This window comes from Kitasatospora purpeofusca (assembly GCF_000718025.1).
In the GTDB taxonomy this organism is placed as follows: domain Bacteria; phylum Actinomycetota; class Actinomycetes; order Streptomycetales; family Streptomycetaceae; genus Kitasatospora; species Kitasatospora purpeofusca.
Window position 1 is genome coordinate 41,792 of record NZ_JODS01000024.1, and the last position, 22,150, is coordinate 63,941.

Below are 22,150 nucleotides of genomic sequence, written 5' to 3' on the forward strand. Positions count from 1 at the left end.
GCAGAACGCTGTCCGCGCCAGGGCAACGTGCCAGTGCCTGCCCGTCCCCACCACCCGAGGGAGCACACATGGCCACGTCCGAGGACGCCGCCCACCCGATCGAGAACACCCCGGCACCCGCGTCACCCGGCCAGGACAGAGGCCGGGTTCGGCTGAGGCGCACCGCGCTGATGGCCGTCCCCGCCGTCGCCGCCGGCGCGGTGCTGATGGCCCTGACCGCGCAGGGCGTGCTCGCCGCCCAGTTCGACATATCCGGCATGCCGTTCGTCGTCACCGCCGACAGCCTGGACGGCGTCGGCTTCGAGCAGTTCGGCAGCCTGGACCACATGATCAAGGACAGTCCCAACGCCGGCGACACCGGGGGCCAGGTACTGGTCGCGGTCTCGGCGATCAAGGAGGCCTCGCTCACCAAGCTGTGCCAGAGCGTCGAGCTCGGCGGTATCAACCTGCTGATCAGGGCCGGTGACGCCGGGACGCCCGTCACCGCCACCGACCTCACCACCGACTCCGACCTGCTGTCCGGCGACGCGGAGTTCAAGAACATCGAGATCGGCGGCGACGCCAGCACCTACACCAAGGCCGGCGTCCAGGGCCTGCCCGGGGTCTTCGGCCAGCAGGCCGACACCGTCAAGATCCGCAACCTCCGGCAGCACAACTACGCCACCACCGCGGGCGCGTTCAAGCTGCCCAACCTCCGGCTGAGCTTCAGCTCCGAGGGCTGCTGACGGTGGCGGGACCCGAGCCGGAGATGCCGGCGGAGACGGAGGCCCAGGTGTTGTCCGCGGTACAGGTCGAGCCGGAGGCACCGGCGGGACCCGAGGTGCAGGCGGGATCCGAGGTACAGGCAGGATCCGAGGTACAGGCGGGGCCGAAGGCCCGGGCGGGTGCGGTCGCCCGGGCCCGGCGGTCCTGGCGCGGCTGGCGCGGCCGCCGGCCGTTCTGGGGCGGTGTGCTGGTCCTGTTCGGCGGCGCCGAGATCCTCTTCACGCTGCGCGCCCCGCTGCCCATCGTCCTGCACATCGGGATCCAGGGGCTGGCCGGCTACCTCGTCCCGGCGGTGATGGTGCTCTGCGGCCTGCTGATCCTCTTCAACCCGGCCCAGCGGCTGTTCTACTCGATCCTCGCCGTGCTCGCCTCGCTGGGCAGTTGGCTCACCTCCAACCTCGGCGGCTTCCTGCTCGGGATGCTGTTCGGCGTGATCGGCAGCTGCCTCGCCTTCGGGTGGCTGCCCGACCAGCCCCCGCGCCGCCGCTGGCTGCGCCGGGACCGGACCGGACGCAAGGCCGCCGACCCGGCCGGCGTCTGAGGAGGCCGTGGCGGACGCCGGTCGCGGCCGGTGACCGGCGCCCGCCACGGCCGACAGGACCGGCGCCCCGCCCTCGGCGAAGGGAGAGCGCCGGGGACGGGGCGTCGTTCGTTGCCTGTTCCGTCGGGCAAGCCGGTGTGCCGGGAGACCGGCGGGACCGGGCGACCCGTCGGCGGGCGTCAGATGGTGGCCGTGTCGATGACGAAGCGGTAGTGCACATCGCTCGCCAGGACCCGCCGGTACGCCTCGTTGATGCCCTCCGCCGGGATCAGCTCGATCTCCGCGCCTATCCCGTGCTCGGCGCAGAAGTCCAGCATCTCCTGGGTCTCCGCCAGGCTGCCGATCATCGAGCCCGAGAGCGACCGCCGCCCCATGAGCAGCGAGTGCGCGCCCACGCTGACCGGCTTCGCCGGCGCGCCCAGCTGGACCAGCGTGCCGTTGGTGCGCAGCAGCCCGAGGTAGGCGCTCAGGTCGAGGTCGGCCGAGACGGTGTTGAGGATCAGGTCGAACCGTCCGGCCAGCTCGGTGAACGTCGCCGGGTCGGAGGTGGCGCGGTAGTCGTGGGCGCCGAGCCGGAGCCCGTCCTCCCGCTTGCGCAGCGACTGGCTGAGCACGGTGACCTCCGCGCCCTTGGCCCGGGCGAGCCGCACCCCCAGGTGGCCGAGCCCGCCGAGCCCGACCACGGCGACCTTCCGCCCCGGCCCGGCGCCCCAGTGGCTGAGCGGCGAGTAGACCGTGATGCCCGCGCAGAGCAGCGGCGCGGCCACGTCCAGCGGCAGCGCGTCGGGGATGCGCAGCGCGTACCCCTCGTCCACCACCAACTGCTTCGCGTACCCGCCGTAGGTCGGCGAGCCGTCCCGGCCGCGGCCGTTGTAGGTGAGGACGATGCCGTTCCCGCCCGTGCAGTACTGCTCGAGCCCGGCGCGGCAGTTGTCGCACTCCCGGCAGGAGTCCACGAAGCAGCCGACGCCGACCCGGTCGCCGACCCTCCAGCGCGAGACGGCGGAGCCGGTCGCCGCGACCACCCCGGCGATCTCGTGGCCCGGGACCATCGGGAAGATGCCGGGGCCCCAGTCCTCGTCGACCTGGTGGATGTCCGAGTGGCAGATCCCGGCGTAGCGGACGTCGATCAGGATGTCGTGCGGGCCGAGCGCCCGGCGCGGCACGGTGGTGCGCTCCAGCGGGGCCTTCGGGGTCGGGGCGGCCCAGACCGCGATCCGGCCGGGCCGGTCGGGGGTCCCGGGGGTCTCCGCCGCGGCGGTGCTGTCGGTGTCGGTGGTGCCTGCGCTGTCGGTGGCGTCCGCGCTGTCGATGGTGTGTGCGGTGACCGTCGTGTTCGTCATGCCCCAAGCCTCGGCGCGCCGTTCGGGGCGGGCCAGGTCAGTGGTCGTCGTACGACCGCCGGTCCTACCACTGGCAGTATCACCCACGGCGCCCGTCCACCGGGGCGGGCGGGCCCATACTGCTGGCATGGACCAGCGCACCGAGCTCAGCGAATTCCTGCGGTCCCGGCGGGCCCGGCTGCGGCCGGCCGATGTCGGGCTGCCCGACTACGGCGGCCGCCGCCGCGTCCCGGGGCTGCGCCGCGAGGAGCTGGCCCAGCTGGCCGGGGTGAGCACCGCCTACTACGTCCGGCTGGAGCAGGGGAACGGCGAGAACGTCTCCACGGCCGTCCTGGAGGCGATAGCCCGCGCGCTGCGGCTCGAACCGGCCGAGCGCGAGCACCTGCTGCGGATCACCCGGCCGGTGCGCCGCCGCTCCGGCCGAGGCCGCCCGATGCGCACGCAGCAGGTCCGGCCCGAGCTGACGCAGCTGCTGGACGCGATGGACGGTGTCCCGGCCTACGTCCTGGGGCGGCGGCTCGACGTGCTCGCCTGGAACCGCCTCGGCAACGCCGTGATCGGGGACGTCGCGGCGCTGCCGCCGGAGCGGCGCAACCTGGCCTGGCACGTCTTCCTCGAACCGGGCAACCGGGACCTCTACCTGGACTGGGAGAGCAAGGCGGCGGACCTGGTGGGAATGCTCCGGCTCGACGCGGGCCGCGACCCGGACGACCCCCGGCTGACCTCGCTGATCGGCGAACTCTCGGTCAAGAGCGAGGACTTCCGGCGGCTCTGGGCGGCGCACAACGTCCTGGACAAGGGGCACGGGGTCAAGGAGCTGCGCCATCCGGTGGTCGGCCCGTTGACGCTGCGCTACGAGACCTTCCGGCCGGCCGGGGACCCGGACCAGGTGCTGGTCGCGTACCACGCGGAGCCGGGCTCGCCCTCGGCCGAGTCACTGCGGCTGCTGGCGAGCTGGATCGCCACCGGGCAGTCGCACTCGGGCTCCGGTTCCGGGTCGGGCTCCGGCTCGGCTTCGGCTTCGGCTTCGGCTTCGGCCTCGGGTTCGGAAGCTTCGTCGACGGGTCGGTAGTCCTCTTCCCGGAGCCCGCGGCGGGCCGGTGGTCCCGTCCGGCCAGGGACCACCGGCCCTGTCCCGACCCCCGGGCGGAGCCGTTTACTGGTTCCGCGCCGGTTCCGGGCCGCCGCCTGCCCGGAACCGGCCGACCGCCCTTCGGAACGGTGAACAGCGCTGGTCCAGCAGGTGGCTGACGGACCGTCAGTGCTCGCTAGGCTGCCCGGCATGGACACCACCAGCACCACCGCCGAGTACGACCGGCTGATCGCGCGACACCATGCCATGCGGTTGCGCCGACAGATCCTCGCACCGGCGCCGTCCTTCCCCACCGCGCCCGAGGACGTGCCCTCGCCTCTGAGTGGTGCAGACGGCTACGACGGGGCGGCCGACCGGCGGCTGATCCTCCGGGACCTGGCCCTGGTCACCCCGTTCGACGAGCTCATCGACCACCTCTACGCCTGCATGTTCCGCCGCCGCCCGTTCCTGCGCGCGCTGTTCCCGGAGTCCATGGAGTTCCAGCAGGCCCACCTGGAGCGGATGTTCGAGTACCTGATCGAGCGGCTGGACCGGCCGGACGAACTCGCCGACACCCTCACCCGGCTCGGCCGCGACCACCGGAAGCTCGGTGTCCGGCCGGTCCACTACGAGGCCTTCGAGGAGGCGCTCCGCGAGGCGATCCGGCACCGGGCCGACGCCCGGTGGCACGCCGGGCTGGAAGCGGCCTGGGTGCGGATGCTGCGCTTCGCCGTCCGCTCGATGGTGGCGGGCGCGGAGGCGGCGCTCACCGAACCCCCGTACTGGCACGCCACGGTGGTCGGCCACGAGCGCCGCCGGCACGACCTCGCCGTGCTCCGGGTGCGGACCGGCGAGCCCTACCCGTACCGGGCCGGACAGTACGGGACGGTCGAGCACCCGGCCCTGCCGCACACCTGGCGGCAGTACTCGATGGGCTGCGCGCCGCGTGCCGACAACGAGTTGGAGTTCCACGTCCGCCGCACCGGGCCGGGCGGGGTGAGCGCGGCCCTGGTCGGGAGCACCGCCGTCGGCGACCGCCTCCGGCTGGGGCCGCCGCGCGGCACGCTGATGCCGGAGGACGACACCAGGGACCTCCTGCTGGTGGCGGGCGGCACCGGGCTCGCCCCGATGAAGGCGATCGTGGAGCGGCTGGTGGAGCACCGCCCGCGCGGACAGCGGGTCCACCTCTTCGTCGGTGCGCGGAACCGGGACGAGCTCTACGACTGGCCGGCGCTGGCCGAACTCGGCCTCCGCAAGCCCTGGTTGGAACTCGTCCCGGTCACCGAGGGCGGTGGCGACCCGATCGCCCCCGGCGGGCGGCTGGCCGAGGCGGTCGGCCGGGCCGCCGACTGGTCCGAGCACCGGGCCTGTGTCAGCGGACCGGCGGGCCTGGTCGACGAGGTGCGTACCCGCCTGGCCGCCGCCGGGCTGCCCGCCGCCCGGATCCACCACGACCCGGTGCTCGGCCGGTTCTGAGCGTCCGAGAACGGGCTGCCCGGTCGCCGCCGCTAACGGGCCGCCGCTACCGGTAGCAGTAGGAGTCCGAGGAGGCGTCGCCGCCCGCCAGGTGCGTCTGGTGCACCCGCAGCCCCCGGAACTCCGCGCCGTGCGGGAAGAACCGGTGGTCCACGGTCATCCCGCCCGCCTCCGGGTCGGCGTCCAGCTTGACGATCCACGGCTCGATGCCGTCCGGGTAGAACTGGTCGTCCCACGCACCGTAGAGCGAGTTGGTGAGATAGACCCGCCGCCCGTCCCGGCTGATCTCGACCATCTGCGGTGCTCCGCTCAGCGGGCGGCCCGGCTCGGCCGGGTGCGGGGTCCTGGCCGTCACCCCGCCCAGCCGCACCGAGGCGGTGAGCAGCGGGTGGAACGGGTCCGACACGTCGTACTGGAGCAACTCCCCCGTGCCCCAGGCCGAGACGTACAGCCAGCGGTCGTCCACCGACAGGTTGATGTCGGTGATCAGCGGCGGCACGGCGCCGAAGGGCTGGAGCACGGGCGGCAGATCCTCGGCCTTCGCCGGTTCGGCGGGTATCTCGATCACCTTGCGCGCCGTGAACGCCTCGCCCTGCCGGTACCAGAGCCAGACCGAGGCCGAGAGGTCCTCCACATTGGTGACCACCCCGGCGAAGCCCCACTCGGCCTGCGGGTCGTGGGCCGGGCGCAGCTCCAGCACCATCTGGTACTGGTCGCCGAGGTCGATCCGCTGCAGGTGCCGCCCGGTGTCCAGCTCCCAGAAGTGCAGCGCGTGCCCGTACTTGCGGCCGAGCAGCAGCTCCGGCACCACGCCGTCCTCGACCATCCACGGGGTGCCCCACTCGCTGGTGACGCCCACGTTGCTGCCCAGGTGCCACCACACGTCGTAGGAGAAGTTCTGCGAGCCGCGCTCCGTCTCCCAGGGGCGCAGCACGTCGAAGGTGGTGTGGTCGAGCAGGGCGACCCCGCCGGGTCCGTCGCCGCCCGCGGCCGCGCCGAGGCAGGACAGGAAGACGCCGTCGGGCCCGCAGTGCAGGGTGTGCGGCCGGGAGTACCCGGCTCTCGCGGCCAGTTCCTCCGCCGCCACCGTCTTCACCAGTCTGGGCCGGACCGGGTCCGGCCGGGTGTCGAGCACGTGCAGCCGGGACGACCGCAGCCCCGGCAGCAGCAGGTAGCGCCGCTCCGGGTTGTCGTGGCAGGCGTGCGCGAGGGCGCTGGAGCAGGCGTTCCAGCCGAAGTGGTGCAGTTCGTCGCCCACATCGGGCATGTCGGTGAAGTTGAGCACGCGCCCGTAGCTCGGCGACGCCGGGTCGGTGTCGACGGTGATCAGCGCGTCCGGCCGCTGCGCCGACCGGTCGAACCCGGCGACGTAGGCGAGTTTCTCGGGTGGAGCGGCGATCGCCTCGGTGGGCGTGCGGTACAGGGAGGGATCGCTGTGTCCGGACGGGCGGTCTTCCTGCGGGCCGTGTTCATGCGGCATGCTGGCTCCTCAACTCGCCTGTTGGGCAAGGTAAGTGACAATGGCCCGGTCAGCCTTGCACGAACTCGCGGGCGCACAGCAGGCGCACGGGGAGTGATCGGGGGGCCGGGGGCGGCGCGCCCCCGACCCCCCCGAACGGATCTTCGGTTCTTCCCGAACGAAGCTTCGACCCGGTGCACCGTGGCGGTGCAGCGGTGCAGCGGTGCAGCGGTGCAGCGGTGCAGTGCGCCGCGTCAGTGCATCGCGTCAGTGCACCGCGAGCGGGAAGTAGGCGCCCAGCCAGCGGTCGAGCTCGGCGAACACCTGGGTGCGGGCGGTCTCGCCGGACAGCACCAGGTCGTGCATCCCGCCCTTGATCCGGACGATCGTCACATGGCGGCCCAGGTGCGGACCGGCGGCCGCGATGTCGTCGGCGCGCAGGACGGCGTCCGCGTGGTGCAGCGCGGCGTGCCAGCGGGTGGTGGCGATCGAGGCGGTGGAGGCCATCAGCAGCACCGGCACGTCGATGCCGAGCCCGCGCCGCACCTCGCGGTGGCCGCGCTGGATCGCGGCCAGCCAGCCGGCGAACAGCGGCACCCCCTCGGCCGGCTTGAGCTTCAGGTCGAAGTCCCACTCGCCGCGGAAGTCCCGGTGCAGGCTGTGCACGTAGTGCGGGTTGAGCGCGGACGGCAGGACCCGGGTCGGCGCGATGCGGGCGATCGCCTCCAGCGCCGGGGCGCCGAGGGTGCGCACGGCGGGGGAGGCCGGCATGGTCAGGAACGGGCTGTTGAGGAACAGCCCGTCGACCAGGCCCCGACCGGCCCGGCGGCCGGCCCACAGGGCGGCGATCAGCCCACCGGTGGAGTGCCCGTTGATCAGCAGCCGGCGATGGCCGTCCTGCTCGCGGATGATCCGCACCGCCTGGTCCAGTTCCTCGTCGTAGGCGGCGAGGTCGCGGACGAAGTTCGGCGAGTGGTGCGCGCGCAGCGAGCGGCCGTACTTGCGCAGGTCGATCGCGTAGAAGGAGAAGCCGGCGGCCACGTAGTGGTCGGCGAGGTGGGTCTGGAACCAGTAGTCGTTGTAACCGTGGATGTAGAGGACGGCCTGCTCCGAACCGGGGACCAGCCGGCGCACCAGCGTCGCCGTGACCTCGCCCTCCTCGTCCGGGCGCAGCGGCAGCTCCGCCGCCTCGTAGGGGGCACCCAGGACGTCTTCGCGGAACTCCATGGCCACTCGCACCCAATCTCTGGTCGGACTCCGGTCGGAATCGCGGGACGCCGGAACCCCGGCACCCGGACCCCCTGACGATACCGGCCGGTAGCCTCGGGCGTGACGGCGACTCGGACCCGGCGCCTATGCTGCGGACATGCCCGAGATGCCCGACCCGACCGCCGCACCGTCCGCCGCACCGTCCCAGGACTCCCCGGTCGACGAACGACTGCCCGTGCTGCGCGAGACCGACCTCGGGCGGGCGAAGCTGCTCCCCGACGTCGACCACGACGGCGGCTGGCTGCTGACCCTGGACGACACCCCGCAGTCCTACGTCGACCTCGGCGACCCGACGCACCTGGAGTTCGAGTACACCCGGCGCCTCGGCCACCTCGTCGACGCGCTCGACGGGCCGGAGGGGCTCGAGGGCGGGCCGGAGGGTGGCCCGGTGGACGTGCTCCACCTCGGCGGCGGCGCCCTGACCCTGCCCCGCTACCTCGCCGCCACCCGCCCCGGCTCCCGCCAGCGCGTGGTCGAGGTGGACGGCCCGCTGCTCGACCTGGTCGAACAGCAGCTCCCCTGGCGGGGGCCCGGCGTCGACATCACCGCCGAGGTCGGCGACGCCCGCGAAGCCCTCGCCACCCTGGCCCGGACCGCGCCCGGCAGCCTGGACCTCGTCGTCGCGGACGTGTTCCACGGCTCGCGCACCCCCGCTCACCTCACCTCGGTGGAGTTCCTGCGCCTGGCCGCCGCCGTGCTGCGGCCCGGCGGCCTCTACGCGGCCAACCTCGCCGACGGCGCCCCGCTCGCCTTCGCCCGCGCCCAGACGGCGACGCTGCGCGCGGTCTTCCCGCAGACCTGCCTGATCGCCGAGCCGCCCGTGCTGCGCGGGCGCCGGTACGGCAACATCCTGCTGGTCGGCTCCGCCGGACCGCTGCCGGTCGCGGACCTCGTCCGGCGGCTGGCCGGTGACATCTTCCCGGCCCGGCTGACCGACGGCGCGGACCTTGCGGCCTTCGCCGGCCGCACCGCCCCGGTCACCGACGCCACCGCCACCGACTCCCCGCCCCCGCCGGACGGCGCGTTCAGCGTCGGCTGAGCGGCGCGCGGGAGCGCGGCCCGGCGCGCCGGGCCGCCGCACCCCGGGTTCACGCCCCCGGCGGTGTCAGAATCGGCGGGTCGTAGCGGACCCGGTCGCAGCCGACCAGGTCCCGGGGGACACCCACCACCCGAGGGAGCGAGCGAGAGATGAGCGGCCCGGAGCGTCCGGAACTGGCGGCGGTGCCCGAGACGGCACTGTGGACCCTCTGGCAGCGGGCCGTCGAGGCCCGCCGGCCGGACGCGCTGCTGCACGACCCCAAGGCCGTCGAACTCGTCGACCGGATCGACTTCCCGTTCGCGGAGCGCTTCGGCACCAGCCGCCTGCAGTCCCGCCTCCAGGCGCTGCGGGTGGGCTGCTTCGACCGCGAGGTGGCCGACTTCCTGGCCCGCGAGCCGCGCGGCACGGTCGTCTGCCTGGGGGAGGGCCTGGAGACCCAGTACTGGCGGGTCGACAACGGCCGCGCGCAGTGGCTCTCCGTCGACCTCCCCGAAGCGACGGAACTGCGCGAACGGCTCCTGCCGCCCGGCCCGCGCCAGCGCTACCTGGCCGCCGACGCCACCGACCTCACCTGGGCCGAGGCGGTGGACCGCGACCGCGCCGTCCTGATCACCGCCCAGGGCCTGCTGATGTACCTCCCCCCGCCCCGCGTCCGCGAACTCGTCGCCGCCTGCGCCGAGCGCTTCCCCGGCGGCTCCCTCGTCCTGGACGCCGTCCCGCGCTGGTTCGCCCGCCTCACCCGGTCGGGAAAGATGCGCACCCCCGGCTACCAGGCACCCCCGATGCCGTGGGCCATGGACGCCCGCGAACGCGACAAGCTCCGCACCGCGAGCCCGGCCATTACCGCCGTCCGCGACGTCCGCCCCACCGCCGACCACGGCCCCCTGGCCTCCCTGCTCCCCCTGACCCTCGCCGTCCCCCCGCTGTCCACCCACCGCCCCACCGTCACCGTCCTGGACTTCGCCGCCCGGACCTGACCGGCGGCCGCGGTGGGGCGTCCGCGACGGCGTCGGCGTCCGCGACCGTCCACGACGGCGTCGGCGCCCGCGGCTCGGACCTCTGCGCGTTCGGTCCTGCCCGACGACGCGCCCTACGGCACCGACAGGGCGCTCGCCCGGTGTTCGGTGGGGGTGCTGCCGTAGGCGTCGCGGAACGCCCGGCTGAATGCGGTGGCGCTGGTGAAGCCCCAGCGGGCGGCGATCGCCTGGATCGGCAGACCGCGCAGCTCCGGGCGGGCGAGGTCGCCGCGGGCCCGTTCGAGCCGGGCCCGGCGGATGTGTGCCGCCACGCTCAGCGGCTGGTCGCGGTACAGGAGGTGGAGTGAACGCAGGGAGATGTGGTGGCGGTCGGCGAGCTGTTGCGGGGTCAGGTCCGGATCACCCAGGTTGTCCTCGATGAAGCGGTGGACCCGTTGCCGCATCAGCTGGGTTCGGGCCTCGGCCGGTGCCTCACCCGGGGTCCCCAACTGCTGGGCGATGCAGGCCCTGGCCAGGTCGAGGGTGATGTGTCCCATCCGGGGGAGTTCCCCGGGGCCGCAGTGGGAGCGCTGGTCCAACAGCGAGACCAGGAAACCGGCCAGGATCGCTCCGGTGCCCGCCCGGGCGGGGATCGGCCTGGCGAGCAGACCGTCCACCTTGTCGGGGCGGAACGGCAGGTCGGAGTGGGGGATGCGCAGCATCACCACGTCGACCCCGGCGCCGTCGCCGCCGGATTCGTTCTCCATCGGGCGCGAGGTGTCCGTCAGTACCAGGTCACCCGAGACCAGGGACTCGTTGCCGAGCTGAGAGGTGCGGATGGCGCCGTGGGTGATCAGCGCGAGTTGGTACTGCTCGGGATCCCCCTTCCGGACGTGGGCGGCGCTGCGACGGGCCACCACGGGGGAGTAGGAGAACGTCGACAGCTGGACCGGGCCGAGCCGGAGGTCGGTGATCTCCGCCCGGAAGCCGGACGGACGCTCCGTGCGGATCGAGAGGGGCATCACGTCGGTCGACACCGCTTCGCGGAACCACTCGAACCGGTCCGCCCGCACCACGGCCGACGCCGACGCGCTCAGCTCTCCCACAAGCACCTCCACTGCTCACCCCACGGCGGCCGGCCGGTTCGCACGGGGCGCGGCCGGTCATGACTTCCACCCATGATCGGCCACGTCCCGTCCCGGCCGTCGGGCCAGGGTGTCGGGCTCAGGGCGTCGGGCTCAGGTCCAGGACGAGGACGGCGGCGGTGGTCGTGGTGGCGTCGAAGGCCCGGCAGGCGATCACCGCGTGGTTGACGCCGACGGCGGCCCGGACCAGGACCAGCCGCAGGTCCGGGCCGTCGGGGGTCGGGCGGAGGTCGGCGTCGGTCCAGATGGTTGTCGCGCTCACCTCGGTGGTGGTGTGCTTCTCGCCCTGCAGCGCGCCGGTGCGGCGGTGCAGGGGCGGCTCGCCGGTGTCCTCGGTGAGGGTGCCGTCGGTGGTCAGGGTCCAGCGGGCGGCGGCGAGCCGGTCGGCGATGTCGTCGACGAGCGCCCGGGGTGTGCCGAGCAGGGGTTCGGCGGACACCACGCGGGCGGTGCGGTAGGCGCCGGGCGGGACGGCGGCCGGGGCGGTGGAGGGCAGGCCGCTCACGGCGGTGGGCTCGGGCAGACCGGAGGGCCTGCTCGGGGGCGCGGGCGGGGAAGGCGTCGGGCAGGCGGTGGACGTCGGGTCGAGGGGGAGGACCGGCGGCACCGGGGAGGCGGTGGACGTCGGCGAGGTCGTCTTCGCGACCGGGTCGGCCGTGGTGCCCCACGGTGCCAGGCCGACGGCCAGGACCAGCGCCGGTACCAGGGCGGCCGTCGCGTAGGGCCCGGGCGACAGGGTGCCGCCGGGGTGGCCGTGCGGTGCCCAGAACCGGGGCCGGAGCGGTGCCAGCAGCGGCCACACCGCGAGCACGGCCAGCACGGCCCACCACTCGGGGCCGCCGGTGACCTGGTGGTCCGCGAGCGACAGTGCCCGTCCGGCGGCCCGCCCCCAGGGCACGTCCAGCAGCCGGTAGGCGACGGTCGCGCCCGCGGTCGTCAGCAGCAGGTCGGCGAGGAGTGCCAAGGGCAGCAGCGACACGAGCATCAGCTGCGCCGACGGGCTCCCGGACCGGTGCGCGAACCAGCGCCGGAGCCGCGCGGGCGGGTGGTGCAGCGCGGCCAGCCGGCCGGTGTCGGCCTCGTCCGTGGCGTCCAGCACGCGAAGCACCTCCGCGCCGCCCCGTGCGGCCGCGGCGTGCCGGTCGGCCGCGAGTTCGGCGCTCCACAGCGCGCCGACCGGCAGCAGCAGTACTTCGGGGACCCGCAGCACCACCAGCACGACCTGGGCGAACATCAGGTGCGCCGACGGTTCGCCCGACACCAGCAGCAGGACCGCCGGCAGCAGCCCGCACAGCGCGAAGACGTAGGGCCAGCTCCGCAGCAGGGCCACGAACGGGCTGCCGAGCCCGGCGACGTGCTGCTCCCCGTTGCGGTGGTGGCCGAGTTCGTGGAGCAGCAGGGTCTCGGCGGCCGCCCGGTCGCGGCGCCAGAGCACGGTGAGCGGGACGAAGGCGGCGATCCGGGTCGCGCGCGGTCCGGCGGGGTACACGCGGGCGGTCAGCTCGGAGCGGGTCGGGCTGACGCGCAGCTCGACGCCGGGCGCCCGCTCGGCAAGGAACCGCTGGATCTCGGCGAAGGGCTCCCCGGGGAGGGGCCGCCGCAGGCCGTGGCGCCACTCGGTGAACCGGCACCGCAGCCGCGGCAGCGGCAGGGCGAGGATCCCGGCGAGCAGGAACGCGGTGGGGGCGAGCTGGGCGACGGACAGCGCCAGCAGCGCGCGGAAGCCGCCGGTGCCGGCGACCTGCTCGGGGTAGGCGCCCAGGCCGAGGAGGTCCTTGACCTGGGCGGTCCACCAGGTGACGGTTCCCGGCAGCTGGGACAGGTAGAGGCCGACCAGCAGCCACAGCCAGGGCGGTGGCCCGGGCGGACGTCTCACGGGGTGTCCCCGGGGCCGTCGGGGCCGTCGGGGTCGGTGCCGTCCGTGGCCGGTCCCGGGGCGGCTGGCGGGTCGGCGGCCCGGACCTGGACCCGGACGCGGCGTCGGCGGCCGAACAGCCGACCGCCGGTCCGGACCGTGGGCTCCGGGGGCTCGGCGGCGACCAGCCGGTCGAGAAAGGCCGCGGCCCCGCTCCTTTCCGGGCTGTTGAGGAGTCCGGCCAGCAGCTCGCAGGCCAGCCGGTCGGCGTCCGGCGGCGGCACCCCCCGGGACCGGAGCCGGTCGGCGAGCTGCTCGGCGGCGTGCACGGCCGCAACGGTCGGCTCCCCCGGCCCGGTACCGGAGCCGGGAGAGGTGCCGGGGTCGCGCGGGGCATCGGGGTCGGACCGCCGCCGCAGGCTGATCAGCAGGGCCGTGGCCGACACCAGGTTCCCGAGCTGCGCGCTGCCCAGCGCGTCCCCGACCTCGCGGGCCGCGTAGGCCAGCGCGTCCAGCAACTGCGGCAGGACGGTGACCAGCCCGCCGCCGATGCCGCCCGGGGTGTGGCCGGCCCGGCGGTAGAGGTCCCGGCGGGCCCGGCCCCCGGCCGCGTAGGCGAGGGTGATCGCCGGGGCGAGGTCCCGCTCGTCCGGGGCGGCGATCGCCGCGACGCGCGTCCCCCAGGCGGCCAGCGCGGTCCCGTCCACTCAGCGGCTCCCGCTGAACTCGAACGCGAACTCGACCAGGCCGTCGTCGGAGGCGCCCTTGGCGGTCAGCGAGGTGCCGGCGGCGGTGAGCTGCCCGGAGAGGCCGGCGCCGACGGCGACCGAGTGCGGCATGCCGCCCGGGAGGGTGCCCAGCTCGGGGCGGCACGGTACGAGCAGGGTGGCCCAGTTGACCAGGTTGAGCGCGGCGGCCTCGCGCGCGTGGGTGTCGGTGAGCTGCCCGCGCAGGGTGCCGTCGTCCCAGGACAGCTGCCAGTAGGTCAGCAGGAGCTGTCCCGCGCCGGCCGCGACGGCGGCGGACGTGCCCAGCGTGAACGCCCCCGTCTGCGTCGGCTGCCCGACGGACAGGAGCAGGGCGAAGGGGTTGTTCTCGCGCAGGCCGCCGGCCTCCCTGGGGCGCGCGACGGTCAGCGTGGTGGGCATCGAGTAGGTCTGCGAGCCGGCCGGCCGCCGGGCGCCGTTGAGCGAGCAGTAGTCGTACAGCTGGACTGTGACCTGGGCGGTGCCCCGGTACAGGCCGCCCCACAGCGAGGCCGCGCCGCCCGCCGGAGGTGCGGTGGTGAGGGCCCTGGTGGGGACGGGGGTGCTCGGCCGGGGGGTGGAGGTGGGGGTGGCGACGGGCGGGGCGGTGCTCGGCCGGGACGGTGGTCTGCTGGTCGTGCGGACGGGGCTCGGAGCGGCCGTCGCGGTGGCGGTCGGGGTGGGGTCGGCCGACCTGGTCGGGGCCGCCGGGGGAGGGGTCGGGACCGAGGTGGCGACCGAGGGCGGGGGCGTCGGGTCGGTCGTCGGAACGCTCGGTGGGGTGTCGGCCACCGACGGTCCGGCCGAGGTGGTGGCGAGGGTGTCGGCGACCGGGCTCCCCTTGCCGTCACCGCAGCCGGAGACAAGGGCCAGGGCCAGTCCGGTGGACGTGGCGGCGAGGGCGGCGCGCTCGCGGATGTTGCGGGCACGGATCATCACGGCGACCCCCAGTGGCATCAACTGCCTTGACAGCAAGGGAGGTTAGACCTGCTCGGCGCCTCCGGAAGCCCGTTCGGGCGGCGTTCGGCGAACCGTGACCAATCCGATTCGGTGGCGTGCGCGAGCACGTCAAGCATGGTCGGCGCGCGCCCGACCGCACGACCGCCGGTCGCTCCGGCGCACGCCCCCGCGCACCGCCCGGCGGAGACCGGGTCCCGCCGACGCCCCGGGGTGCGGAACCGCCGGGCCGTCCCGCACGTCGTACGCAGGGGTGATCGGCCGAGGGGACGGGCCGCCCGGCACGTTAGGCTGCCCTCTCGGGGAGCGGCCTGGTGCCGCCATTCGGACGACTGTCGAGACCGGCGCGCGAGCCGCGGGGACCTGAACGGGACCCGGGCGGGCCTGCCGCGGGTCTCGTCCTGCCACGGAGGTACTGGCCTTGCTGCACATCGACGCCTGGATCGAAGGCGTACCACCGGGCGCGGTGTACGCCCTCGTTGCGCTGATCATCGGACTGGAGTCGCTGGGCATCCCGCTCCCCGGGGAGATCGCCCTGGTCTCCGCCTCCCTGCTGGCCTCGCGCGGCGTGGTCAGCCCGGTCTGGGTGGCGGTCTGCGCGATCGCCGGCGCGATCATCGGCGACTCGATCGGCTACTCGATCGGCCGCAAGGGCGGCAAGCCGCTGTTCGAGAAGCTCGGCCGCAAGTTCCCCAAGCACTTCGGACCCGGCCACCTGGCCAGCGCCGAGCGCTCCTTCCAGAAGTGGGGCATGTGGGCGGTCTTCTTCGGCCGCTTCATCGCCCTGCTGCGCATCTTCGCCGGCCCGCTGGCGGGCGCCCTGAAGATGCCGTACTGGAAGTTCCTGATCGCCAACGTCCTCGGCGGCGTGGTCTGGGCCGGCGGTACGACGTGGCTGGTCTACCAGGTCGGCAAGGTCGCCGAGCAGTGGCTGTCGAAGTTCTCCTGGATCGGCCTGCTCCTCGCCGTCGCCATCGGGGCGTTCTCGGCCTGGTTCATGAAGCGCCGCGCCGCGAAGGCCGCGCACGCCCTCGAGGCCGAGGACGCGGCGAAGGGCGTGGACGCGGCCCCGACGGTCACCGCGCCCGCCGCCGACTGACGGCCCCGGTTCCGTCCGGAACCGACCCGCGCGAGCCGCTGCCCGGAGCACCCGCTCCGGGCAGCGGCGTCCGCGGCGGCACCGGACCGCACGACCACTTCACAGCACGTTCGACACCCGAACGGCACCCGAACAGCACGCGAAGAGACACGCGAACAGAGAAGTAGGAGCACCATGCGGATCGGACTCCTGGGCACCGGCACCTGGGCGGAGCGGGTGCACGCGCCCGCCCTCGCGGAGCACCCCGGCGTCGAGTTCGCGGGCGTCTGGGGCCGTCGCCCCGAGGCGGCCGCCGCGCTCGGCGAGAAGTACGGCGTCCCCGGCCACGCCGACCTCGACCGGCTGCTCGCCGAGGTCGACGCCGTCTCGATCGCCCTGCCACCGACCGTGCAGGCGGACCTCGCGGTGCGTGCCGCCGAGGCCGGCTGCCACCTGCTGCTCGACAAGCCCGTCGCGCTCACCGTCCCCGACGCCCGCCGGGTGGCCGAGGCGGCCGAGGCGCACCGGGTGGCCTCCGTGGTGTTCTTCACCGTCCGCTTCGGCGGCGAGCAGCTGCCGTGGATCGAGGAGCAGGCCGCCGTCGGCGGCTGGTTCACCGGCCGCTCGGACTGGCTCGGTTCGGTCTTCGCCCCCGACTCCACCAGCCCGTACGCGGACTCGCAGTGGCGCAAGGACAAGGGCGCGCTCTGGGACGTCGGCCCGCACGCGCTCTCGGTGCTGCTGCCCGTGCTCGGCGACGCGACCGCCGTCACCGCCGTGCCCGGCCCGCTGGACACCGTGCACCTGGTGCTGCGCCACGTCGGCGGCGCCTCCAGCACCCTCGCGCTGAGCCTGACCGCGCCGTTCGCCGGCGGCGGCACCGCGATGGAGCTGCGCGGCGAGGCCGGCACCGTCCGGCTGCCGGAGCGCGGGGAGGGCCCGCACGCGGCGTTCCACCGCGCGTTGGATGCGCTCGCGACCGCCGCCCGCACCGGCGAGGCCCACCCCTGCTCGGCCGCGTTCGGCCTGCGCACCGTGGAGATCCTCGCCGCCGCGGAGCGTTCGCTCGCGGCGGGCACCACCGTCGAGGTCTGAGGCGGCGGCCGAGGCGCCGCCCGGCGCCTCGGCCGCTCAGCACCCCGACCGCTCAGCCGCCCAGCAGCTGGTCCGCGAACGCGCGCACCCGCTCCGCCGTGATGCCCTCGCGCTGCTCCACCGCCAGCGGGTGGTCGGTCGGCTCCAGCTCGATCAGCGGGCGCAGATCGACGGCGCGGGTGATCACATGCGTCTTGAGCAGCAGCGTGGACTGCGGGTAGACCGGCAGCTCGGTGACCAGCCAGCCGAAGTACGGGGGCTCCTGCTCCCGGGCCGGGTCCTCCCACAGGTCGTGGGCCCGGGCGAAGTTCGGTTCGCTCAGCGACACCCAGACGCCCCAGGAGAAGGTCTCGCCGGTGTCCCGCACCGGGATCTCGATCAGACCGTGGACGTAGAACTCCCGGCCCTTGATCACGCACTGGTCGGAGGTGAGCTCACTGTCCCTGCGCCGGGCGTAGCGCGGCTTCCAGCCCGTCGGGGCCGGTGAGCCGTAGGAGAGCGGCGGGCCGTCGTGCCGTTCGGCGCAGCAGGCGCAGGTGTGACCGTCGGCGGTGGCGTCATGGTGGGCGGGGGTGTGCGCGGGGGACATGGCGCAGAGCATAAACGACCTGGTCGGAGCGGTTGTCGTCGCCCTGTGCGAGGGTGGAGGGGTGACCCTGGAGGACCTCGTCCGGCTGCGCCGGGCCCGCGACGCGATGGACCGCGACTACGCGCTGCCGTTGGACGTGCCGGCGCTGGCGCGGGTGGCGCTGATGTCGCCGGGCCACTTCTCGCGCAGCTTCCGGGCCGCCTTCGGGGAGACCCCGTACAGCTATCTCATGACCCGGCGGATCGAGCGCGCCAAGGCGCTGCTGCGGCGCGGGGACCTCTCGGTGACGGAGGTGTGCTTCGCGGTGGGCTGCACCTCGCTGGGGTCGTTCAGTTCGCGCTTCACCGAGCTGGTCGGGGAGAGCCCCAGCGCCTACCGGGCCCGGGGCCACGAGGACGGCGCCGCGATCCCGGCCTGCTACGCGAAGCTGTACACCAGACCGGTCAGGAACGGAGAAGCGCATCGTCCGCCCCGCCCGTAGCGTGAGGCGCATGGACATCAAGCTTTCACAGTGCTTCATCGCCGTCGACGACCACGACAAGGCGCTCGCCTTCTACCGCGACGTCCTCGGCCTCGAGGTGCGCAACGACGTCGGGTTCGAGAACATGCGCTGGGTGACGGTCGGCGCGCCCTCGCAGCCCGAGGTGGACATCGTGCTCGAACCGCCGCTGGCGGACCCGAACGCCTCGGCCGCCGACCGGCAGGCCATGGCGGAGCTGCTGGCCAAGGGGCTGCTGCGGGCGGTCATCTTCGCCACCGAGGACTGCGACGCGACCTTCGAGCGGATCCGTGCGGCGGGCGGCGAGGTGCTCCAGGAGCCGATCGACCAGCCGTACGGCGTGCGGGACTGCGCGTTCCGCGACCCGGCCGGGAACATGCTGCGGTTCACCCAGCGCAAGTCGAAGTAGGGTGCGGCCCCGTTCGCCCGGCGGGCGAACGGGGCCGTGGCGTCGCTGCGCGGCGGCGGTGGTGCCTCGTTCGGCGTGCGCCTCTTACGGCGGCGCGCCCGTGGGTCAGCCCGCGTGGCCGCCCGGCGGTCGGCGGTCGGCGGGGCGGGCCGGGGGGATGACCGGGGCCCGGAAGTCGCGCGGGCCGCTCCACAGCGCCGGGACGGCGTCGCTGCGGCGGGCCAGCTCGTAGGCCAGCGGCTCGTAGTTCACCCGCCACCCCTGGAAGTGCGGCCAGGCCTCGTGGGCCGGCCGTTCGTGCGGGAACCCGGCGGCGGCGATCAGGGCGACGGCCGCGTCGAACTCGGTGTAGCTGAGGCGGATCGCGGCGTCCGGGGCCGGGTCGGGGTCGAAGTCGACCCGCATCGAGCGCCCGATGTCGCGCAGCGCGGTGAACCCGGCCCGGAGCACCAACCGGGCCTCGGGCGGGGCGGTGCGCGGGCAGATCGCCAGGTGGACGGCGGCGGCGTCCATGACGGCGATCAGTCCGACCACCCAGCTGCGGTTGGGCTGCGGGGAGCGGAAGGAGATCAGCACCGGGTAGTTGGAGTGGCTCTCGCCGAGGTCGGCGGCGAGGCGCTCCCAGTCCCGGTAGAGCTGGGGGAGGGCGGTCTCGGTGTCCACCAGGGACTGCCGGGCGAGCAGTTCCGGGCCCCAGGCGGGCTCGCCGGCCCGGGACTGGAGCAGGGTCACCTCCAGTTCGCGGCGGTTGTAGGCGGCGTAGAGGGTGGGCAGGTAGGCGATCTGCAGGGCGATCACCAGGGGGCCGCTGGAGGCGGCGATGAAGTCGATCACGGAGAGGTGGAGCCGGTCGCCGCTGGCGAAGCCGAGGGTGAAGAGGCTGGAGCCGGCCTCGCGGAAGGAGATCGACCAGTTCAGCCCCGAGGTGCCGTGCAGTATCAGCGTGTAGGAGATCAGCATCCCGCCGAGCCAGACGGCGAGCATGCCGGTCAGCATCAGCGGCGCCAGCCAGGTCTGGGCCCGGTCCTGCGCGCGGTAGGTGCCGAACGGCGCGGCGGTCAGCCGCAGCACGGTGCGCAGGGCCCGCCAGAGGCCGTGCACCAGGGAGCTGTACAGGCCGCGCGGGACGACGAGCGTGCGCAGGATGCTGCCGATGGTGAGCAGCAGGAGCAGCACGCCGGCGACGGTGTGGATCAACCTCATGGCGCTCATTGTGACGTCCCGTCGGGATTGACACGGCACCGCCGTCGGCTGAATGCTGAGCAAGCGCTTAGTCAGGGCTTGGTCGGCGCTCGGCCGACGCTTGGTCAGTGCTTGGTCGTCGACGACGCGGTCGGCGGACGAAGGGAGAGTGCCCGTGCCGGAGAGCAGGTCGGACAGCACACCGGAGAGCACACCGGACGGTCGGTCGGACAGCACACCGGAGCCCGGTTCGGGGCCCGGTTCGGAGCCCCGTTCGGAGCCCCCGCAGGGGCTGGACCTGGAGCGATTGCGCGCCCACATGGAGCGCGCCCTGCCCGGGACGGTGGCCGGTCCGCTGCGGGCGCGGCTGATCGAGGGCGGCCGCTCCAACCTCAGCTACCGGCTCACCGACGGCGTCAACGACTGGGTGCTGCGGCGGCCGCCGCTCGGGCACGTGCTCGCCACCGCGCACGACATGGGCCGCGAGTACCGGGTGATGACGGCGCTGCGCGGCACCGGGGTGCCGGTGCCGGAGACGGTCCACCTGGATCCGGGCACGGAGGTGCTCGGCGCGCCCTGGTACCTGATGGCCTTCGTGCCCGGCGTCGTGCACCGGGACGCCGAGGTCTTCGGCGCGCTCGGGGAGGCTCGCGTGCGGGCGGTCGGCGAGGCCCTGGTGGACACCCTCGCGACCCTGCACCGGATCGACCCGGCGGCGGTCGGGCTGGCCGGCTTCGGCCGCCCCGACGGCTACCTGGAGCGGCAACTGCGCCGCTGGTCCACGCAGTTGGAGGCATCGCGGAGCCGCGACCTGCCCGGCGTCGAGCGGCTGCACGAGCTGCTCACCGCCCGGCGGCCGGCCTCCCCGGCCCCGGCGCTGGTGCACGGGGACTACCGGCTCGACAACGTGCTGCTCCAGGAGCGCGCCGGGCGGGACGTCATCGGCGCAGTCCTGGACTGGGAGATGTCCACCCTCGGCGATCCGCTGACCGACGTCGGACTGCTGGTGATGTACACCGAACTGGCCGGTGTCGGCGGCGGGCTCGTCCCGGCCGCCGCCACCGCGCCCGGCTTTCCGCGCAGCGCCGAGCTCGTCGACCGCTACGCCCGGTCCACCGGACGCGACGCCGCCGAGCTGGACTGGTACGTGGCGTTCGCCGCCTACAAGCTCGCCGTCGTCGCCGAGGGCATCCACTACCGGTTCCGCCAGGGCCGCACCCTCGGCGCCGGTTTCGAACGGGCGGGCACGGCGGCGCCCGTCCTGATCGAGCACGGCCTCACCACGCTGAAGGGACACTGACCGATGGACTTCTCCTACGACCGCCGCACCCTCGAACTCCGCGAACGGCTGGAGGAGTTCATGGACCGGCACGTGTACCCGGCCGAACCGGTGCTGGCCGCCCAGCTCGCCGACCCGGCCCGGCCGCGCTGGGAGATCCCGCCGGTGGTCGCCGACCTGCGGGTGGAGGCGCGCAAGCAGGGCCTGTGGAACCTCTTCCTGCCCGGCGAGCACGGCGCCGGACTCACCAACCTCCAGTACGCGCCGCTCGCCGAGATCACCGGCCGCAGCCCGCACCTCGCCCCGCCGGCCCTCAACTGCGCCGCCCCCGACACCGGGAACATGGAGCTGCTGGCCGGGTTCGGCACCGCCGAGCAGCGTGAACGCTGGCTGGAACCGCTGCTGGACGCCCGGATCCGGTCCGCCTTCGCGATGACCGAACCCGAGGTCGCCTCCTCCGACGCCGCCAACATCGCCACCCGGATCGTGCGCGACGGCGACGAGTACGTGGTCGACGGCCGCAAGTGGTACATCAGCGGCGCGATGAACCCGGACTGCCGCCTCCTGATCGTGATGGGCAAGACCGACCCCGCCGCCGAGCCGCACCGGCAGCAGAGCATGGTCCTGGTGCCGCGCGACACCCCCGGTGTCACCGTGCGGCGCGGGATGACCGTCTTCGGCTACGACGACGCCGACCACGGCGGCCACGCCGAGGTCACCTTCGAGGGTGTCCGGGTCCCGGCCGGGAACCTGCTCGGCGAGGAGGGCGCCGGCTTCGCCATCGCCCAGGCCCGCCTCGGCCCCGGCCGGATCCACCACTGCATGCGCGCCATCGGCATCGCCGAGCGGGCGCTCGAACTGACCTGCCGGCGCGTCCTGGACCGCACCGCCTTCGGCGGACCGCTCGCCGACCAGGGCGTCGTCCAGGACTGGATCGCCGAATCCCGGGTGCGGATCGAGCAGTTGAGGCTGCTGGTGCTGAAGACCGCCTGGCTGATGGACACCGTCGGCAACCGCGGCGCGCACACCGAGATCCAGGCCATCAAGATCGCCACGCCGCGCACCGTCGAATGGATCCTGGACAAGGCCGTCCAGGCCCACGGTGCGGCCGGCGTCAGCCAGGACACCCCGCTCGCGGCCCTCTGGGCGTTCAACCGCACGATCAGGATCGCCGACGGCCCGGACGAGGTGCACAAGCGCTCGCTCGCCCGGCGCGAGCTGCGCCGCTACCGCTGACGCCCCGCCGCTGCCGCTGATGCCCCGCCGCTGCCGCTGATGCCCCGCCACCGTCCCTCCGGTACGCCCGCCCGGGTCACCACCAGGTAGTACCCGGGTATGACCCGGCGGGTTGGCTCCGCGGTATGACGTCCACGCACCGACCCGGCCCGTACTGTCG

General features: G+C 74.4%; 21 protein-coding genes. 12 read left to right on the forward strand and 9 right to left on the reverse strand.

The window, feature by feature from the left end; genetic code table 11:
• The first annotated feature begins 68 nt into the window (after positions 1–68).
• Positions 69–725 carry a DUF6230 family protein gene (locus IF01_RS0128760; protein WP_030396487.1) on the forward strand — a complete coding sequence of 219 codons (657 nt, stop codon included), beginning with the start codon at positions 69–71 and terminating at the stop codon, positions 723–725.
• Positions 726–772: 47 nt separating this feature from the next.
• Positions 773–1,306, forward strand: coding sequence for a DUF6114 domain-containing protein (locus IF01_RS0128765; protein ID WP_279617278.1), 534 nt, complete (start codon positions 773–775; stop codon positions 1,304–1,306).
• Positions 1,307–1,485: 179 nt separating this feature from the next.
• Here the strand turns inward: IF01_RS0128765 and IF01_RS0128770 are convergent, their stop codons facing one another.
• Complete coding sequence (locus IF01_RS0128770) at positions 1,486–2,649, reverse strand: NAD(P)-dependent alcohol dehydrogenase (RefSeq protein WP_078880393.1); 1,164 nt, start codon at positions 2,647–2,649, stop codon at positions 1,486–1,488.
• 127 nt (positions 2,650–2,776) lie between these two features.
• Here IF01_RS0128770 and IF01_RS0128775 point away from each other — a divergent pair, with 127 nt between their 5' ends.
• The gene (locus IF01_RS0128775) at positions 2,777–3,721 is read left to right on the forward strand and encodes a helix-turn-helix domain-containing protein (protein WP_051756432.1); all 945 of its coding nucleotides are present in this window, start codon (positions 2,777–2,779) and stop codon (positions 3,719–3,721) included.
• 210 nt (positions 3,722–3,931) lie between these two features.
• Positions 3,932–5,197: a globin domain-containing protein gene (locus IF01_RS0128780; protein ID WP_037781487.1), complete on the forward strand. Its 1,266-nt coding sequence runs from the start codon at positions 3,932–3,934 to the stop codon at positions 5,195–5,197.
• 46 nt (positions 5,198–5,243) lie between these two features.
• Here IF01_RS0128780 and IF01_RS0128785 read toward each other — a convergent pair whose 3' ends face one another.
• Both IF01_RS0128785 and IF01_RS0128790 read right to left on the reverse strand, forming a co-directional pair.
• A complete protein-coding gene (locus IF01_RS0128785) occupies positions 5,244–6,677 on the reverse strand; it encodes a selenium-binding protein SBP56-related protein (protein WP_051742501.1) in 1,434 nt (477 codons plus the stop codon).
• 246 nt (positions 6,678–6,923) lie between these two features.
• On the reverse strand, positions 6,924–7,883 hold the full coding sequence (locus IF01_RS0128790; protein ID WP_037781490.1) for an alpha/beta hydrolase: 960 nt from the start codon (positions 7,881–7,883) through the stop codon (positions 6,924–6,926).
• 139 nt (positions 7,884–8,022) lie between these two features.
• Between IF01_RS0128790 and IF01_RS0128795 the strand changes: the two genes are divergently transcribed.
• On the forward strand, positions 8,023–8,964 hold the full coding sequence (locus IF01_RS0128795) for a spermidine synthase (protein ID WP_233290393.1): 942 nt from the start codon (positions 8,023–8,025) through the stop codon (positions 8,962–8,964).
• Between the two features lie 149 nt (positions 8,965–9,113).
• Positions 9,114–9,941, forward strand: a complete 828-nt coding sequence (locus IF01_RS0128800) for a class I SAM-dependent methyltransferase (RefSeq protein ID WP_030396495.1) — start codon at positions 9,114–9,116, stop codon at positions 9,939–9,941.
• Positions 9,942–10,054: 113 nt separating this feature from the next.
• Here IF01_RS0128800 and IF01_RS0128805 read toward each other — a convergent pair whose 3' ends face one another.
• The 4 genes from IF01_RS0128805 to IF01_RS44385 all read right to left on the reverse strand — a co-directional run bounded on the left by IF01_RS0128805 (position 10,055) and on the right by IF01_RS44385 (position 14,623).
• The gene (locus IF01_RS0128805) at positions 10,055–11,026 is read right to left on the reverse strand and encodes an AraC-like ligand-binding domain-containing protein (protein WP_030396496.1); all 972 of its coding nucleotides are present in this window, start codon (positions 11,024–11,026) and stop codon (positions 10,055–10,057) included.
• Positions 11,027–11,144: 118 nt separating this feature from the next.
• Positions 11,145–12,941: a hypothetical protein gene (locus IF01_RS0128810; protein ID WP_030396497.1), complete on the reverse strand. Its 1,797-nt coding sequence runs from the start codon at positions 12,939–12,941 to the stop codon at positions 11,145–11,147.
• Positions 12,938–13,627, reverse strand: coding sequence for a hypothetical protein (locus tag IF01_RS0128815; RefSeq protein ID WP_030396498.1), 690 nt, complete (start codon positions 13,625–13,627; stop codon positions 12,938–12,940). Before IF01_RS0128815 ends, IF01_RS0128810 begins: the two co-directional genes overlap by 4 nt.
• Positions 13,628–14,623, reverse strand: coding sequence for a hypothetical protein (locus IF01_RS44385; protein WP_030396499.1), 996 nt, complete (start codon positions 14,621–14,623; stop codon positions 13,628–13,630).
• A 424-nt stretch (positions 14,624–15,047) separates the two neighbouring features.
• Between IF01_RS44385 and IF01_RS0128825 the strand changes: the two genes are divergently transcribed.
• Together IF01_RS0128825 and IF01_RS0128830 are read left to right on the forward strand one after the other, a co-directional pair.
• On the forward strand, positions 15,048–15,722 hold the full coding sequence (locus tag IF01_RS0128825) for a DedA family protein (RefSeq protein ID WP_037781538.1): 675 nt from the start codon (positions 15,048–15,050) through the stop codon (positions 15,720–15,722).
• Positions 15,723–15,896: 174 nt separating this feature from the next.
• On the forward strand, positions 15,897–16,796 hold the full coding sequence (locus tag IF01_RS0128830; protein WP_030396501.1) for a Gfo/Idh/MocA family protein: 900 nt from the start codon (positions 15,897–15,899) through the stop codon (positions 16,794–16,796).
• Positions 16,797–16,848: 52 nt separating this feature from the next.
• On the opposite strand, the gene IF01_RS0128835 is transcribed toward IF01_RS0128830, so the two are convergent.
• Positions 16,849–17,385, reverse strand: coding sequence for a DUF2199 domain-containing protein (locus tag IF01_RS0128835; RefSeq protein WP_051756454.1), 537 nt, complete (start codon positions 17,383–17,385; stop codon positions 16,849–16,851).
• A gap of 61 nt (positions 17,386–17,446) precedes the next feature.
• Here IF01_RS0128835 and IF01_RS0128840 point away from each other — a divergent pair, with 61 nt between their 5' ends.
• Both IF01_RS0128840 and IF01_RS0128845 read left to right on the forward strand, forming a co-directional pair.
• Positions 17,447–17,866 carry a helix-turn-helix transcriptional regulator gene (locus IF01_RS0128840; protein ID WP_030396503.1) on the forward strand — a complete coding sequence of 140 codons (420 nt, stop codon included), beginning with the start codon at positions 17,447–17,449 and terminating at the stop codon, positions 17,864–17,866.
• Between the two features lie 10 nt (positions 17,867–17,876).
• A complete protein-coding gene (locus tag IF01_RS0128845) occupies positions 17,877–18,293 on the forward strand; it encodes a VOC family protein (protein ID WP_030396504.1) in 417 nt (138 codons plus the stop codon).
• A gap of 105 nt (positions 18,294–18,398) precedes the next feature.
• Here IF01_RS0128845 and IF01_RS0128850 read toward each other — a convergent pair whose 3' ends face one another.
• Entirely contained in the window at positions 18,399–19,496 is a 1,098-nt protein-coding gene (locus tag IF01_RS0128850; protein ID WP_030396505.1) for a hypothetical protein, read from the reverse strand.
• Positions 19,497–19,794: 298 nt separating this feature from the next.
• On the opposite strand from IF01_RS0128850, the gene IF01_RS0128855 reads away from it, so the two are divergent.
• Together IF01_RS0128855 and IF01_RS0128860 are read left to right on the forward strand one after the other, a co-directional pair.
• Positions 19,795–20,775: a phosphotransferase family protein gene (locus IF01_RS0128855; protein ID WP_078880394.1), complete on the forward strand. Its 981-nt coding sequence runs from the start codon at positions 19,795–19,797 to the stop codon at positions 20,773–20,775.
• Positions 20,776–20,778: 3 nt separating this feature from the next.
• A complete protein-coding gene (locus tag IF01_RS0128860; RefSeq protein WP_030396507.1) occupies positions 20,779–21,990 on the forward strand; it encodes an acyl-CoA dehydrogenase family protein in 1,212 nt (403 codons plus the stop codon).
• The last annotated feature ends 160 nt before the right edge of the window (positions 21,991–22,150 follow it).